At 68.5% G+C, this 14,982-nt stretch carries 14 protein-coding genes and 1 pseudogene; 4 read left to right on the top strand and 11 right to left on the bottom strand.

From position 1 onward, the window contains the following. Positions 1–366 precede the first annotated feature (366 nt). From ACF1BH_RS17495 to ACF1BH_RS17475, 5 genes and pseudogenes are all read right to left on the bottom strand, one after another. Complete coding sequence (locus ACF1BH_RS17495; protein WP_391643342.1) at positions 367–870, bottom strand: hypothetical protein; 504 nt, start codon at positions 868–870, stop codon at positions 367–369. Further along, positions 867–2,117: a putative T7SS-secreted protein gene (locus ACF1BH_RS17490; protein WP_391643341.1), complete on the bottom strand. Its 1,251-nt coding sequence runs from the start codon at positions 2,115–2,117 to the stop codon at positions 867–869. Before ACF1BH_RS17490 ends, ACF1BH_RS17495 begins: the two co-directional genes overlap by 4 nt. Next, complete coding sequence (locus tag ACF1BH_RS17485; RefSeq protein ID WP_391643340.1) at positions 2,114–2,365, bottom strand: hypothetical protein; 252 nt, start codon at positions 2,363–2,365, stop codon at positions 2,114–2,116. Before ACF1BH_RS17485 ends, ACF1BH_RS17490 begins: the two co-directional genes overlap by 4 nt. Positions 2,366–2,783: 418 nt before the next feature. Beyond that, a pseudogene (locus tag ACF1BH_RS17480) lies at positions 2,784–3,329 on the bottom strand (transposase); the annotation flags it as partial. A gap of 823 nt (positions 3,330–4,152) precedes the next feature. Beyond that, complete coding sequence (locus ACF1BH_RS17475; RefSeq protein ID WP_391643339.1) at positions 4,153–5,352, bottom strand: FAD-dependent monooxygenase; 1,200 nt, start codon at positions 5,350–5,352, stop codon at positions 4,153–4,155. Between the two features lie 102 nt (positions 5,353–5,454). Here ACF1BH_RS17475 and ACF1BH_RS17470 point away from each other — a divergent pair, with 102 nt between their 5' ends. After that, complete coding sequence (locus ACF1BH_RS17470) at positions 5,455–6,075, top strand: PadR family transcriptional regulator (protein WP_391643338.1); 621 nt, start codon at positions 5,455–5,457, stop codon at positions 6,073–6,075. A 27-nt stretch (positions 6,076–6,102) separates the two neighbouring features. Here ACF1BH_RS17470 and ACF1BH_RS17465 read toward each other — a convergent pair whose 3' ends face one another. Beyond that, complete coding sequence (locus ACF1BH_RS17465; protein WP_391643337.1) at positions 6,103–6,522, bottom strand: MerR family transcriptional regulator; 420 nt, start codon at positions 6,520–6,522, stop codon at positions 6,103–6,105. A 435-nt stretch (positions 6,523–6,957) separates the two neighbouring features. Here ACF1BH_RS17465 and ACF1BH_RS17460 point away from each other — a divergent pair, with 435 nt between their 5' ends. Together ACF1BH_RS17460 and ACF1BH_RS17455 are read left to right on the top strand one after the other, a co-directional pair. Continuing rightward, on the top strand, positions 6,958–7,803 hold the full coding sequence (locus tag ACF1BH_RS17460) for a hypothetical protein (RefSeq protein WP_391643336.1): 846 nt from the start codon (positions 6,958–6,960) through the stop codon (positions 7,801–7,803). Beyond that, positions 7,793–9,445, top strand: coding sequence for a glycosyltransferase family 39 protein (locus ACF1BH_RS17455; protein WP_391643335.1), 1,653 nt, complete (start codon positions 7,793–7,795; stop codon positions 9,443–9,445). The genes ACF1BH_RS17460 and ACF1BH_RS17455 overlap by 11 nt, the downstream gene beginning before the upstream one ends. 228 nt (positions 9,446–9,673) lie before the next feature. Here the strand turns inward: ACF1BH_RS17455 and ACF1BH_RS17450 are convergent, their stop codons facing one another. After that, positions 9,674–9,979, bottom strand: a complete 306-nt coding sequence (locus tag ACF1BH_RS17450; protein ID WP_391643334.1) for a hypothetical protein — start codon at positions 9,977–9,979, stop codon at positions 9,674–9,676. A gap of 1,109 nt (positions 9,980–11,088) precedes the next feature. Between ACF1BH_RS17450 and ACF1BH_RS17445 the strand changes: the two genes are divergently transcribed. Then, the gene (locus tag ACF1BH_RS17445; protein ID WP_391643333.1) at positions 11,089–11,796 is read left to right on the top strand and encodes a 2OG-Fe(II) oxygenase; all 708 of its coding nucleotides are present in this window, start codon (positions 11,089–11,091) and stop codon (positions 11,794–11,796) included. A gap of 180 nt (positions 11,797–11,976) precedes the next feature. Here ACF1BH_RS17445 and ACF1BH_RS17440 read toward each other — a convergent pair whose 3' ends face one another. The 4 genes from ACF1BH_RS17440 to ACF1BH_RS17425 all read right to left on the bottom strand — a co-directional run bounded on the left by ACF1BH_RS17440 (position 11,977) and on the right by ACF1BH_RS17425 (position 14,798). Then, a complete protein-coding gene (locus ACF1BH_RS17440) occupies positions 11,977–13,008 on the bottom strand; it encodes a hypothetical protein (protein WP_391643332.1) in 1,032 nt (343 codons plus the stop codon). A 325-nt stretch (positions 13,009–13,333) separates the two neighbouring features. Further along, positions 13,334–13,603 carry a hypothetical protein gene (locus ACF1BH_RS17435; protein WP_391643331.1) on the bottom strand — a complete coding sequence of 90 codons (270 nt, stop codon included), beginning with the start codon at positions 13,601–13,603 and terminating at the stop codon, positions 13,334–13,336. 240 nt (positions 13,604–13,843) lie between these two features. After that, the gene (locus ACF1BH_RS17430) at positions 13,844–14,275 is read right to left on the bottom strand and encodes a hypothetical protein (protein WP_391643330.1); all 432 of its coding nucleotides are present in this window, start codon (positions 14,273–14,275) and stop codon (positions 13,844–13,846) included. 220 nt (positions 14,276–14,495) lie between these two features. After that, positions 14,496–14,798 (bottom strand): hypothetical protein, encoded by a 303-nt coding sequence (locus ACF1BH_RS17425; protein ID WP_391643329.1) that lies wholly within the window; start codon positions 14,796–14,798, stop codon positions 14,496–14,498. Between the last annotated feature and the right edge of the window lie 184 nt (positions 14,799–14,982).

Below are 14,982 nucleotides of genomic sequence, written 5' to 3'. Positions count from 1 at the left end.
GTCGGGTCGCCACCCACAGGCCCCGTAAATTTATTTGCGAGCGTCACGGACCTCGGGCAGCGTCGTTGCCCGGTGCCACTCGCCGGGGCACCTGTACGGCTGCCGGTCGGCGCCCGGCGCCATCCCGCGCCGGACCTGCGACAACCACTCCGGCCAGAGCCAGGCGGACAACGAGTCCGAAGGCGGCAGATACCTGGAGCCGAGGGCCCGGGGCCATGGAGGCGGGAACGGCCGTCTTCGAAGCTGTGCCAGTCGGGGGCAGTGGTGCCGGGCCCTTGTCTTTTTCCAGATGCGGGGCGTCTTCTTTTTTCGCCGTCAGCCGCATGCCTCGCCATCGGGCTCCGCGCGTGATCGCCCGGACAACTCCTAACCGAAGGCTGAGATGACTGGCGAGGTCCAGAAGGACACTGTCGGCCCATAGGAACCGTCCTCCTCATCACTCACCTCGACCGTGACCTCCCGGTCGGGGTAGCGCGCAGACAGGACTCCCTGCCAGCACTCCCCCAGGGCCAGAGCGAGTTGGGGCAACTCCTCCCCGAGCTGATCGCCCTCCGTCAAGGGGGTGTTACTGAAAACGCTCCACAACTCGACATGATTAACGACGAGTTCCATGCGGCGCCGATCCCCCTCCAGCTTCACGAACCAGTCGTCGACAGTGCCTTGACCGAAGTTCTCCTTGAGGAACACACAGCCGCGGTACTCGACGGTCTCGGGGCAAAACAGCCAGGCTGCGGCCAGAACAAAAGGCAAGCCACCCTCGAAGTCGAGGTAGTTGTCCGGCGAGAGACCCTCATCCTTCCAATCTGTGCGCCATTTCCTGAAGAACGCAGGCAATTCACGCTCGGACCACGCCGGTTTACTGCTACTCACGGGATCTCCCAGGGGAATGCGGCGCGCACCGTCCTTGATGGGCGCACGAAGACTTGACCAGTCTTCGGATTCGTGTTTTGTGAATACTCTACGACATGCGGCGTCTCCACCCCACCGTGTGAATCGCCCTCCAAGTCTACACGTTTCAAAGGACGCCCTTCGGAATCGTAAGTTGTATAGTTGCTGACTTTCCCAGTCTCCGGATTTGTCTTGTAGAGGGTTCCGTTCTTCGGACCTCCTTCCACCGGCAGATTATTTCCTGCGCGACCTCCAGTGCCCTTGTAATGCTGGCCGTTCTTAATCAGCTCGGACGCTTGCTGCTGTTCGGATCCGCTAGCCCCAGGACCTTCACTGTTCCTCTGCATAGGTTCGACCGCGGAGTCACTTTTGGCATGCTGCGCAAGGTCCGCGGCACCGGCGCCTGCCAGGCCGACGCCGGTAGCTATCCCGGCCGCAGAAACTGCACCCACCGGAACTCCAGCGACGGCGCCGACCCCCGTGACATCCAGAGCGACTCCGAGCCCTTCACCGCCGACGCTGGCCCCGGCCAGGAGCGTGCCGCCGAGCAACGCCGCGGCATCCCCCGGATGCTGGATCATGGCGTTTCCGAACGAAGCCAGGTCGGTCAGGACCGCCTTACCTCCGTCCACCACACCTTCTCCCACATCGCCCAAAAAGTCGCCAACCTTGGACCAGAACCCCGGGCGCTCCGGGGCAGAAGCTGTGGCTTTCCTTACTAGGGCGACCGCGGTATTCCCTGCACTTTTCACGTTGCCTCGGGCAGTTTCGAGATTCTCGCGGGCGTCAGCACGATCCGCTTCACCAGGGTCGTGGAAAGGGATATCGGTATCGCTACCTCTACTTCGCGCCTCATCAATTTGCCGAGAGTGCGCCTTCTCAGCAGTTGCAGTGGCCGCTTCACCGCGTGCAAATTTCGATATAGCGTCCCCGGCATGCTCCTGGGCTGCCCGCAGTGCGTGTATGTACTCGTACATGGCGTTCGCGGCAGCGTGAAAATTCTTGCCCGCCTCGGTCCATCTTGCTGGCTGGCCATGGAAACGATCACGGAAGGCATCAGCAGCTTTACCGCGCCATCCGTCTTCGGTTTCGATTTTTTTTAGCCCCGCTCCAGTCTCTGTGAGTACGTCACCATAGGCAAGCAGAGACTGTGCAGTTTCGGTCAGAGGACCAAGCGCGCCGGGGACAAGGTCACGGGGATTCGATGTTTCGCCGAGTTCAGGCATCATTGTGCCCCCGGATCGCCTCCGGAAGGCTTCTCAAGGATCCCCTGCACCGAGAGTTGAATATACTGCTCAGCCCTTTCATAATTCTTGACACAGTGGTTCAGTCGGTCAGATATTTCCGCACCGTCAGAGGCCAGGTGCGAGACACCGATATCCCACCGATCACAAAAATCGCTAACCGCCGCAGCCAGCTCATCGTGCCCGAAATCCCCCTTGGAGGCATCGACTTCGCTCACCTTTTTGGTGGCCATCGCATCCAGAGTGGTTCTGATCCCAGATGCGGCCTTGCGTAGCGCATTAAGGTCCACAAAAAACCCATCCTGCACTCTAAATACCCCCGCGCTCGCCACATGGACTCAATTCATTGCCAAACCAGCAAGATATACCCTATACCCCAAAGAGTGCAGCGCCACAGTCAACAGGAATACTTAATTTCGGCCATCATTCAATTCGAGTAAAACGATAGCGATTCGCACCATTTCGACAGTTCAGGCGGGCGCAGCCCGGCCGCTCGCTCACTCGCCGAAACTGCCACCGTCACCGCGCCGCTGCGCTCATCACCGCAGCCTCCCCTGGAGGAGTGGCTGGATTTAGATGGCTATTCGAGCTGCATAAGCGTTCGCGCTCTGGCCTCCGTCCACTAGTTACGGGGCCACCTCAGAAGTCATCTCATTTGGCGAGTCTGCGGTAGCAGATGAGGGGGGTGCCGGTGAAGGCGAGAAAGCCGTCGTCTTGCGTCCGTAGCGGCGGTGGAGGCGGCGGCAGCCGGCGAGCCAGGACGTGCCCCAACGATGCCAGCCGAGCCGCCGTGAGGTTTCGATACCCTTGCGGGCGACGCGGTGCCAAATGCTTCGCTGCGACAGTCATCGCCGCAGGTGGCGGTAGTCGTAACCCTTGTCGGCGTGGAGCTTGCCGGGGCCTGCACCGACGAAGGCCCTGACGGGATCGGATCGGCGGTATGCCTTTCACGGGCGGGATCAGGCCCTGGCCGTCGTGGAGGGTGGCACCCGAGATTCCGACGGACAGGGGCAGGCCGGTCCGCTCGGTGATCAGGTGGATCTTCGATTCGTACTTGCCCCGGTCGACAGGATTCCGTTCCGACCTATCAGGCCCCCTTTTCAGGGCCCGCATGTTCACCGAGTCGACCGTGCACCGGGACCAGTCCAGGTCGCCGCGGGCGCCGAGTTCGTCGAGGACCAGGCGGTGCAGCTTGGCACAGCTCCCACAACTCGTCCGGCACCAGCCGCTAAACAACCCTCACCATGGCAACAGCCCACTGAACCGAATGAGATGACGCCTAAGAGGTGGACCATGCCGGAATGCAGCACTCTGCGTACCACCAGGCCCACCCTCGGTCGCTCCCAGGAAGGGACGAGGCTCTTCCCCCGACAGGAATTCGGCTACCGACTGTACCTACATCGAAGCGGCTCCCCACACCCTTGAACAGTCCCTCCCTGTCAGAGTCCAGAGGGTCACGAGAAAAGCCCGGCAGTTCCATCCCTCCACCGGCGAGCTACCGAAGCCCACTTCCCGGCGCCTCGGCGAGAAGCACATCCGAGGCGCTGGAAAGCCCGCCGGAGCTCGCTGCACATGCAGCGAAACCCGTCATCGAACGGCACGCAACGCCACCCAACGGCACCGAAACACCCATTCCCACCTGGCCTTTCAGAAAAATCCCAGGTGAGAAGCATCATGTTGACGGGTTCAAATCCCACCGCTACCGCTCACGGCCAGGCCGTATCTGTCCTCAACTCCTGCGCGCAAAGGAAGCTGGAGCATCTCTCTGCGGGACCCACACCCCCCGGAGTCCCGCAGAGGCGAACGCAACGCTCCCGTATGCCGGTGCGCGGCCCCCTTCCCTGCGGCAGTGCTGGAAGGTCGGGGCATCAGACGCGGCGGACGATCCGGTAACCCGGCAATGGTGGATGCCGCCTCGAGTGCGGTGGTCAGAGTGAGAGGGCGCACCGCCTTGCCGACCGAGCACTGCCGTCGCCTCCACATCGCGAGTAGCGCCGGTGCCAGGCCGCGACGCTCACCGTCACGCCGACCCGGCGTTCACCTTCTCCTCCCAGTCGATTCGGTGGAAGTGGAGCGGGCGGAACATGTCCTCAAGGGCGGGGAAGGCCGGCACGGTGGTGTCGGACTTCCCGGCTTTGACCTCGTTGACGGCTGCCGCGTTGCGGCCGATCGCCTCCACGCGCGGGCGGCGCAGGGCCTCGTAGGCGGCGAACGCCTCACCGGGCGTGGGCAGATCGCGCAGGCAGCGGGCCAGTTCGACCGCGCTTTCCATGGCGAGCGAGGCGCCCTGCCCTGAGCTGGAGGACGGGGCGTGCACCGAGTCTCCGACGAGCACCATCCGGCCGCGGTACCAGTGCGGTACGGACGGCATGCGCTCCATCCGGCCGACCACCATCAGCGCGTCGGGGTCGGTGTGCCGCAGCAGCCGCTCGCCCGGGACGTGACCGGCGTACACCTCGCGCAGCCGGCTCAGCCACTCGGCGGCGGGCACTCGCGCCACGTCAGCCGGGCTCGGCGGGGTGTCCGCGGGCAGTGTGGCGAACCAGATCAGCCGGCCGTCCGGGCCCTGCCAGTAGCCCATGAACGCGCGGCCGAACGCGAAGTACATGGTGCCCGGTTCGGCTCCGGTCTCACTGCCCACCGCCGCGTAGCCGCCGATGCTCAGTACGCCGCCGTACTCGGGGACGGGTGACTGCGGATCGATCACCGTGCGGACGGTGGAGCGGATGCCGTCGGCTCCGATCAGGATGTCGGCGGTCGCGGAGGTCTTGTCGGCGAAGTGGGCGGTGACGCCGTCGGGCGACTCCTCGGCGGCGACCAGGCGCTTGCCGTACGTGAACTGCACCCCCTCGGCGGCCGCATGATCGGCCAGCACCCGGAACAGCCGTTCGCGAGGCAGCGTCAGCGTCGCGGGCAGTTCGGGGAAACCCCCGAAGCCGGCCAGGTGATTACCGGCGCCGTCCGCCATCACCACGCCGGGCACCGGCTGCCCGGCAGCCTTCACCGCCGCGTCGGCACCGACCGCCGCCAGCGCCGCCTGGCCGTTGGGCGCCAGGCCCAGCCACGCCCCCACCCCGTCCGCGGCGGTGGGGTACGCCTCGTGGACCGTCGCCCTGATACCTGCCTTGCGCAGTGCGAGTGCCGTCACCGCGCCCGCCACACCGCCCCCGATGACCAGTGCGGTCCGTACTCCGGAGTCGCGGCCGTCGTCGTCGCTCATAACCCCTCCCATGAGTCATGTGGATGCGTCGATCCAGTACGGAGATAGTTGCAGAACAACTAGTTTCAGTGCAACTGATTTCGGATTGACTACGATGTCCGTGTGTCCGCCACCGTGAAAAGCTCGCCGCTGGGTCTGACCGTGCTGGCACTGCTGCACCACCGGCCACTGCACCCCTACGGCATCCAGCGGCTGCTCAAGCAGTGGGGCAAGGAGCAGGTCGTCAACGTCGGCCAGCGGACCGGGCTGTACCGCACGATCGAGCGGCTGCAGGCAGGCGGGCTGATCGCCGTCCGGCAGACCGAGCGCGACCAGCAGTACCCCGAGCGGACCGTCTATGAGGTCACCGAGGAGGGCCGGGCAGCCACCCGCGAGTGGCTGGAACAGATGCTGGCGACGCCCAAGGCAGAGTTCCCCGTGTTCCCGGCGGCGCTGTCGAACATGCTCCTGCTCAGCCCGGACGAAGTGGCACCCATCCTGGAAAAGCGGGCGGAGCAGGTGGCCGCCCGACGTGCCGCCCTGGAGCGCCAGTCCACCGATGCACCGCCCGGCCTGCCACGCATCACACTGATCGAGAACGAGTACCTGCTCGCCGTCCTCGACGCCGAGGAACGCTGGCTGCAAGGGGTGATCAGCGATGTGCGGGACGGCAGCCTGACCTGGTCGCCGGAGATGCTGGCGACGTTCCAGGAGGCGTCCGAGCCAGGTGCGGCGGAGACCTGACAGGCCGGACGTCGCGCGGGGAGGTCGTCACGACCGCGGACCAGGCGTTCGATGCGAAGGCGGGCCGAGGAAGTCGTGGACCAGCTTGCGGCGTTCGCCGGGGGACATGTGGGCGGTGCGCGTCATGAGAGCAAGTCCTTCGCGGGTGGTACGGCGGGTGACGGTGCGCGGGACGGCCTGGTGGGTCCGGAGGCGGCGGATCCACACCTCCAGAGCCTCGGCGTGTGCGGCGGCCACCTCGATGAGCCCGTCCTCGCGGTCCAGGGCGGCCCGGATCTCGCCGAGCCCCATCCCCAGGTCCCGCAAGGTGCGGGCCATGTGCCGCCGGGCCACACCGGCGGTGCCGTAGCGGCGGTAGCCGCCGGTGGTCCGGCAGACCGGCGCCACGACACCCACGTCGGACCAGTGCCTGACCACTTTCACCGGCGGCCCGGTCTGCCGCGCCACGGCCCCGATGCTCCACGTGGGCCCCGGCCCGTCGTCCCCGCGCATGTTCTCCACCCTCGGCTCTCCCTCCGTGGGAGTGTCAAGCAGCCGCGCAGGGCGGCCGCTTGACGTGGAACGGCGCGGGCGCAGCCCTGGGCGCGCTCCCCGGCCTGTGCGCTACGGCCGCGGGCCACCTCCGGCTTCCCTGGCTCAACTGCTGGGTTTCCTCGGCCGACCCGCAACGCCGGTGGTGGGCGGTTCCGGTGGTGGGCGGTTCCGGTGGTGGGCGGTTCCGGTGGTGGGCGGTTCCGGTGGTGGGCGGTTCCGGTGGTGGGCGGTTCCGGTGGTGGGATGCGCCGCCGCGGCCGTGCTGCTCCTGCCTGCCCGCTGCTGGGGGCGGTCGGCAGCGTCCGGGGACCGGCTCAGCTCGGCCCTGCCCGGTGTTCGGATGTCAGAATGAAGCCGTGCGACACCGGCGTGGTGGCCGCCATGGCGACCTTGCCGTGCGCGGTCGCGGTCGGTACCGCCGCTCCCGGCGCTCGGCCGGCCCGCTCCACGCGGCGCACCGGCGGCGCGGGCGCCCTCATCGCCGGCCGCCACGCGTCGGCGCACCCAGGAGTGGTCTCCCGCCTGGTCGCCGGGGTCGGCATCGCGCTGGTCCTGGTGAGCCAGGACCGGTTGAAGAACTCCCCACACGGCGAAAGCGCGCGAGCCGCGCACGCCACGGTGAACAGGATCGGCACCAGCATGCTGCTCATGCACCTCGATACCGACGGCCTGACACGGCACCAGTGGAAGACGGTGGTCCGGCGCTTCCCGCCGGGAACGGCGGTGATCGCGCCGTACCCGGCGGCTGCTGATCCGGCTCCAGGGCCCACGGTTCGGCTCCAGCGCGAGTGTCCGGCGCTCCAGGCCGTACAACTCACCTGCTCACGGGAGCCCGCTTCCGCCCCCGCGGGCGGCGCCGACCAGCGGAGCGCCGAAGCCGTCCGCTGGAACAGCCCTGGCGGTGAACGAATAGCGGCACGGCGAGGGCCTGTGCTGCCGACCGGTACGGACAGCGCTCCCCGGACCGTCGCGCCGGCCTCATCCGACGGCGAGAACCGTCCCGAGGCGGGGATCGACCAGCTCTTGAGGGACGCCCTGCCGCCGGCCGGCGGGATGCTCGCCGCGACGGCGGGAGCCCTCGCCACGCTCGCCGCGACGGCGGGAGCCCTCGCCACGCTCGCCGTACCGACCCTGTGGCGGGGCTCCCGTGCCACGCAGCTCCAGTCGTCGCAGGAGTGTCCGTATGGCGAGTGACCAGCGGGTCCTGCGAGGAGCACCGGAAGACGGCGGAGCCGGTGCCGAGCAGGACGGTTCGGAAAGCCCGGACACCGTAGGGGAGTTGGGACCAACGGGCCGGACGGCGCACGGCACCGGGCGAGAGTTCCGGGGCGCAGTGCGGTTCGGCGGCGTGGCCGTCTTCCTCGGCCCGGCCGTCCTCTCGCTCGCTCTGGGGCTGTGGGGTATCACGCGGGAACACAGCATGTGGCGGGACGAGGCGGCGACGTGGCAGGCGGCGCATCGGTCGCTGGCCGAGATAGGGCACCTCGTCGGCCAGGCCGACATCGTCCATGGCCTCTACTACGCGGTGATGCACGGGGTGTTCGCCCTCTTCGGCGACAGTCTGGTCACCCTGCGGCTGCCCTCCGTCCTCGCCACCGCCGCCGCGTGCGGGCTGACGGCGCTCCTCGGCGCCCGGCTTTCGGACCGCTGGGCCGGGGCAGGGGCGGGGCTGGCCCTGGCGGTCATTCCGGCAGTCCAGGAGTTCGCCCAAGAGGGCCGCTCGTACGCCCTTGTCCTCGCCTTCGTGGTGCTCGCCAGCTGGCTTCTCGTCAGCGCCCTGGAGCGGCCGAGCAGTCGGCGGTGGGCCGGGTACGCGGTGGCCGTTCTGATCGCCGCGCTGCTCAACTGGTTCTCGCTGTCCGCGCTGGTCGCGCACGGTGTGACGGTGGCGTGTGGCCGCCCGGACCGCGCTCGACGGGTCGGGTGGCTGGTTGCCGCCTCCGGGGCTGTCGTCGCGGCCCTGCCGCTGATCCTGGCCAGCCGGACCCAGGCCTCGCAGGTCTCCTGGATCAAGCCGACCGGCTCGTCGACGCTCCTCACCGTGCTGATCACCGTGGTGATCGCCGCCCTCTGCTCACGGCTGGCGCACGCGCGCATGCCCGGGAGCATACGCGCGCACGCACCGCAGACCCGCGTGAACCTGGCCACCGTCGGACTCCCGCTCTGTGCGGTCCCCCAGGTCGGTCTGGTGTTGATCTCCCTGATCAAACCCCTCTACGTGACGCGCTATGTGCTGTTCACGTATGCGGGTCTCGCTCTCCTCATAGGTGCCCTTCTCGCCGTCCTCGCGACGCGACTGCGCACCCCCGCCGCCGTACTGCTCCCCGCCACTCTCGTCTTGGCCTTCCTGGCGCTTCTCCCGATCGAGCTCCGTGTACGTACCGAACAGAACCGGGTCGACGACGTACTCACCGCGGCAGCCACCGTCGACCAGGTCCGCGGCGCCGCCGACGGCGTGCTCTACATTCCCGCCGCGCGCCGCGACACCGCGCTTGTCTCACCTCACGCGTTCGCGGGCCTGCGGGATCTGGCCTTGGCCCAGGGGCCGGTGGAGTCAGGAACCCTGAAGGGCATAGAGGCCGGGCCGCACGACATAGAGCGCGCGATACTGGGCGCTCGGCGCATAGTGCTCGTCACCGATCCCGGGCCCCGCCTGGACGACTCGACGGCCGACCGCACCAAGCAGCACACCCTGGACGCACACTTCGTACGCTGTGCGGACCGTGTCGAACGGGGCCGCCGGGTGAGCGTCTACGAGCGGCGTGAGCCGGCCGGGTCCGGCGAGAGGTGCGCCAGGCCGTCCGACTCGCCCGGCCACCCCTCTTCCCGCAGCTGACAGAGGGTTTCCATCACCTTGACGGGTTCACATCCCACCGCTGCCGCTCACAAAAACCCCTCTGATCTGCGAAAACGCGATCAGAGGGGTTTTTGCTCGCTGGACGTGCGGTGAGATCCGTCCCTGCACAGCGCTCGCCGAGATTCCGCAGCCGCCCTTAACTCCCCTGGCGCATGCGGCATGTTGAGGCAATCTGCCCGGCTCCGGGATCCCCGGTGAGCGGCCCGTTTACGGCTCGGGCGAGACCACCGGCACCCACGGGTTGTTGCCGCAGTCGAGCGAAGGCCCGCCCGGCGCCGAGGGGTTCGCGGTACATGTGGTCTCGTAGACCTGCCCACCCGTGGTGAGGACGTTGATGCGTACCGGGTGCGGCTGTCCGGTGAACGCGTTGGTCTCGTTGATCGACGCGCTGCAGACGACGTTCCTCCCCGGATAGCCCGGGTGAGAGGTGAGGTTGGTCCAGGTGAAGGGACCGGTTGCGTCGCCGGTGTCGGTGCGGATGCCCACATACGTCTGACCGCCGTTGGACACCACGGAGCGGAGTTCGTAGTTCCCCAGGTCTTGCGTCGCGTCGATGTCGGAACATCCGGACGCACCCGCCGGCCCCGGGAGCCCGGGCGCTCCTGTCTGCCCCGGGAGTCCGGGCGCTCCTGTCTGACCCGGCAGACCTGGGAACCCGGGCGGCCCCGTCGGACCCGAGGTCCCGGGAAGTCCCGGCGGTCCCGGGGCCCCGGGCAGGCCGGGAAGACCGATCTCCCCCGGCAGACCGGCCGGGCCCTCCGGTCCGGGAAGGCCGGGCTGACCCTCCGGTCCGGGAAGGCCGGGCTGACCCTCCGGTCCGGGAAGGCCGGGCACACCCGCTTCTCCCGGAAGGCCCGGGACACCCGCCTCTCCCGGAAGGCCGGGCACACCCGCCTCTCCCGGAAGGCCCGGCACACCCGCCTCTCCAGGAAGGCCCGGCACGCCCTCCGGTCCGGCCGGACCCGCCTCTCCCGGAAGGCCGGGCAGACCCCCCGGCCCTGCCGGACCTGCCGGACCCTCCGGACCTGCCGGACCCGCCGGACCCGCCGGGCCTGCCGGTCCCGCCGGTCCCGTGGGGCCCACGCACCCCTTTCCGCCCGAGTGATCGTGGCCGCCCCCGGCAGGTCCGTGCCGCCCGTCGCAGCCGTCGCCACCGCGATGGGGCCCCTTGCCGTGCCACGTGGCCGGATTCACGGACAGGCCGCGCGCCGCCGCGGTAGCCGGGGGAGCGACCCCGGTGACCACCGCCAGCGCGAGCGAAGCGATCATTCCGGCCTTCTTGCACCTGTCCCGGGGCGGCGGGGCGGGTGGTGGAGGCGACTTGAACTCAGGACTCACGCAGGTACTCCGTTCATGAACCGTTTCGGGCGCGTTCCCGAACGTGAGAGCAAGCGTGAGCGTTTCGCCCATTTTTGATAAGTTCCTTCCCCTTGAACACGCTATTAACAAGCAAATTGGATTAACTGTCGGAAGGTATGAGAAGTCCGCCTGTTCGGGGGAATTCGACTGCCTGGAAGGCGACTTGCGGGCACGCCCTCACGCTCGTCGGCACCTTCACGCCCCCTAGGATCTGTCCGGTTCATCACGTATGAACCATTTGACGATCACGGAGGCAGGGGACGATGACAGTACGAGATCTGGAGACAGCGGCATCCTCCACGGACGAGCAGCCGCCGCGCGTGTCCGCGGACGCGGTCTGGCGCCTTCCGGTGACGGTCTGCCGCATCACCGACTTCCTGGGGAAGCAGGCGTCGGCCGCGCTGCTGGAGCGGGTCGTCGCGGAAGCCGGCGGCACCATGGCGCCCTCCACAATCGACGGCAGCTTGGTGATTCCGGAGGTGCGCCGTTCCCGCTCCGCGTGGTTCGGCGCGCCGGAGCTGCTGGAGGCCATCGACGAGGTGCTGGAGGTCGTCGAGAACACGCTCCACGTCTCCTGCCACGACACCGAGCCCAGCTACTGCCTCAACGTGCACAACGACGGCGACTTCTACCGGGCCCACCAGGACACCGACGGCCGCGGATGCTCCGACCGCCTGCTCACCTTCGTCTACTACCTGCACCGCACACCACGCCCCTTCGAGGGGGGCGCTCTGCGCGTGTTCGACGCGCTTCACCCGGTCGACCCGGAGAAGGCTCCGACCTGGGAGAGCTGCACATGGCGGGACTACGAACCCGAACACGACAGCATCGTCTTCTTCCGCCCGACCGTCTGGCACGAAGTCCGCAAGGTCGCCTGCCCGAGCGGAAGGCCCGAGGACAGCCGCTTCGCCGTCAACGGCTGGCTGTGCCGCCGTCCCACGCTGCCGTCCGCCAGAGAGGACGTGAACTGAGAACGCGGGATCGCCGCCCACGGCCCCCGGCAGCGGCCGGTGTGACGTTCCCGTCTCCCTGCACGACGGATCCCGCGCCAGGAGCGTCAACCTGGGGACAGGTCTGCCCCGTGAAAGTGCGAGGCCGGCGCCGCAACGCGACCCGGCCCCGCGCGTGCGTCCTGTGCGAGGCCACAGGGCTTACGGGGAGATCACCCCGGTCTTCGAGATGTCGACGGACGGTCCGACGACGATGGGCGGGTCCGTGGGATCCTTCGGCGTTCTGCACACCGGATTGGTGGTGCCGGCCGGGCAGTTGGTGTCGGCCTGCTGGACCACGTCGAACAGCTTTCCGTTGCTCCGCGGCCGGGAGCCGGGGTTCAGGATCCTGACGCGGAAGGTGAAGGTCAGGGTCGCATCCGCCGGTACGTCCCCGGTCCACGCGATCTTCTCGCTTCCGGCCGTGCCGCTGTACACCGGCTTCGGGGTGACGCCGGGGTCATCGCCCCGCCGCGCCGTGATGCTGTCCGGCAGGAACTCGGCGTCGTCGACGACGTCCTTCAGATCGACCGACCAGGTCCGGGCATCCTTCGTGGCGCGGGTCCGGTTCTTCGCGGTCACCGTGTACGTGACCTCATCGCCCGGCTTGAGGTGGGCGCCGTCCTTCACGGACGCCGTGTTCGTCATGCGGACGGCCGGATCCCTGGCCGTGATGTCCGTCCGGCACTTCGCATCGGTGCTCCCGACCGCGCAGTTGGAGTCTTTCGCGGTCACGGCGTTGATCAGATGATGGTCGCCGCCCGTCAGCGGGTCCTTGACACGCACCCGGTAGGTGAAGGTCAGCTTCGTCCTCGCCGGGACGTCGCCGGTCCACTGGATCTTCTGGCCGTTCAGCGTCGGCCGGGGAACTTCTGCCCCCTTGGGGTCCGAGGCGACCGTGATCAGCAGATCGCCGCCTTTGCCGGCGCCGACCGCTCCGTCGAGCACCTTGGTCAGGTCGTCCTCCCAGTGGTAGTCCGCCAGCGGCTCGCCGCCCGGGTTGTTGAGCACCACCGAGTAGGTGATCACCGAGCCCGCCAGGGCACCTCCCTTACTCCCGTGGTCGCCGCCCGCCCGGCTCGTCATCAGGGAGGGGAACGCCCTCACCGAGACCTTGGCCTGGCCGCCGTGCCCGTGTGCGCCCGCCCCCTGCGCGGGCACCACCGCCAGCACGGCCATCACCGGCCCCACCACCCAAGCGGCCCTACCCCCACCGCATTTCCCACTCCTCTTCATCCGAACTCACCTTTCGAAGTTTTCGTGGCAGTTTTCGTGGCAGTCGTTCCATGCCTCGGAACCCGCGCAGGCCATGCACTGTGCAGATTTGAGGCGGTCCGACGTAAGACGTAGCCGAAAAGCCACGCGGCCCACATGCCTCATCCCGGCGCCACTCACACAGCCCTCCGGTCTTCACTCAAGTGCGGAAAGCCGTCGCTTTACCGGCTCCCACCTGCAATGACAGCGTCACCGAAAAGCGGTCGCCGGGCGGCGGGCACCGCTGGCATTTCCTCTCCATGCCTCAGAATTCGGGCAGCATTTCGGCTACCGGGCGACCGGGCGGGTGGCCCTCCGCCGAGCGCCATGACTGCTGCTGCCGCTGCCCCGAGCGCCGCGATTTTTGGCAGAAGATCGCATCCACCACTGCCGTCACCTCAGGGAAATCGGAACGCTGCACGAAGAAGTTGCACGGGAAGCCGAATCCGCTGTTCCGGACAACGGACGCTTCAGCATGTACACCGAGCGGGAGCCGCCGCTTCGCTTCTTCACATTTCCGACCGTCGACCGTCATCGGCCCCCTCCCCCCTCTCACATTCGGGGCCGAATTCGTGTGCAGGTATTCCGTGTCGCGGCATGGCTCCACCACGTGGCATCACGGAGCCACGGCGTACAACGCCGTGGCTCCGATTCCCGGGGCGCCATCCCCGGAGGACGTGAGGACATCCGGCAGCCGCTCGTCACCGCGCACCGCTCGCGCGCGCCCGGCGCGCCGCCATACCCCCACGGCGCCCGGCGACGCACCGGTCCCGGCTCAGCCGCCGCTGCCGGTCGCCGGATGGAACGCTCTGCTCAGGCTCCACACGATGAGGAGGTCGAAGACCATCACGATGATCGACCACACGGGGTAGTACGGAACGAACATGAACTGGGCGATCAGGCTGCTCCCCGCGAAGGCGATACCGCCTCCGCGTCCCCATGCCTTGCCCAGCAGGACCCCGATGCCCGCGGTGAGCAGCAGCACGCCGATCACGAGGTGGATCCAGCCCCATGCGGGGAGGTCGAAGCGGTAGGCGTACCCGGGCGGGGAGAAGAGGCTGTCCTTGGCGATCCCGGTCGCGCCCTGGAGGACGCTGAGGGAGCCGCTCACCGTCAGTGCCACCCCGGCGAACACGGCGCCGCCGTGCATGGCCCAGTCGCCGCCGTGGGTACTCCGCTGCCGCCCCGTTTCCGGCATTCCTGCCATGCCGCTGCCTCCCTGTCCGGCGCGGTCACCGACGCACACGGCCTGTGTGAGGCGAGCCGCGCTCTCTTCACAGCGTCGCGTCAATCCCCCGGCGCCGCGACCGCAGCGGGGCGCGCGGGCCCCGGGAGCCGCGATACGGTGCGCCGCCCGGGGAACGCGGAGCGGCCCGCGCGCCCCGGGCCCGACGTGCGGGCGCGGGCCGTGCGGGCCGCCGGTCGCGTCAGGCCGAGAACGAGCCCGCGCCACCCGGTACGTGCGTCCCGTGACCGGGCGGTACCACCACCGACGGGCCCAGACAGAACGGGTTCCCGTACACCTTCACCGGCCGGTCGGTGAGGTTCGACAGGACGTGGGCGGTGGTGGGCAGCCCCTGGCACCCCTCCGGATCGCGGTAGACGCTGAGGGGCTGCGCCTCGGTGGAGAAGACGACCACCTCCCCGGGCTCCTGGCCTGCCGCGGACGCGGGGCCCGCCGCTCCCAGCGCCGCTGCCGCCGCCATCAGGCACACCGTGATTGCTCGCATGATCTTCCTTCGGACACGCCGATCCCGCTTCTTCCGCGGGCTCACGCCACGTCTATCGCCCCTGTCACGCCAACTGAGCGGAAAATCATGCTTGTTCACCCGATCCGGGGGTGGCCGGTGGCCCCACGGCCGGTCTCCGCGTCCGGCCCCGGAACACAGGTGTGCGGGCGGGGACGCGACCGTC

Source organism: Streptomyces sp. NPDC014733 (assembly GCF_043083385.1).
Classification (GTDB): Bacteria; Actinomycetota; Actinomycetes; order Streptomycetales; family Streptomycetaceae; genus Streptomyces.
Note: the sequence above shows the minus strand (reverse complement) of the source record. Positions and strands in the feature narration are given on the sequence as shown.

Excerpts from the sequence above, each read along its gene's own strand:
- ACF1BH_RS17445 (WP_391643333.1), top strand. The coding sequence starts at position 11,089 with ATGACAGTACGAGATCTGGAGACAGCGGCATCCTCCACGGACGAGCAG.
- ACF1BH_RS17485 (WP_391643340.1), bottom strand. The coding sequence starts at position 2,365 with ATGGCCACCAAAAAGGTGAGCGAAGTCGATGCCTCCAAGGGGGATTTC.
- ACF1BH_RS17460 (WP_391643336.1), top strand. The coding sequence starts at position 6,958 with ATGAAGCCGTGCGACACCGGCGTGGTGGCCGCCATGGCGACCTTGCCG.
- ACF1BH_RS17455 (WP_391643335.1), top strand. The coding sequence starts at position 7,793 with ATGGCGAGTGACCAGCGGGTCCTGCGAGGAGCACCGGAAGACGGCGGA.
- ACF1BH_RS17425 (WP_391643329.1), bottom strand. The coding sequence starts at position 14,798 with ATGCGAGCAATCACGGTGTGCCTGATGGCGGCGGCAGCGGCGCTGGGA.
- ACF1BH_RS17475 (WP_391643339.1), bottom strand. The coding sequence starts at position 5,352 with ATGAGCGACGACGACGGCCGCGACTCCGGAGTACGGACCGCACTGGTC.
- ACF1BH_RS17435 (WP_391643331.1), bottom strand. The coding sequence starts at position 13,603 with ATGACGGTCGACGGTCGGAAATGTGAAGAAGCGAAGCGGCGGCTCCCG.
- ACF1BH_RS17430 (WP_391643330.1), bottom strand. The coding sequence starts at position 14,275 with ATGGCAGGAATGCCGGAAACGGGGCGGCAGCGGAGTACCCACGGCGGC.
- ACF1BH_RS17490 (WP_391643341.1), bottom strand. The coding sequence starts at position 2,117 with ATGATGCCTGAACTCGGCGAAACATCGAATCCCCGTGACCTTGTCCCC.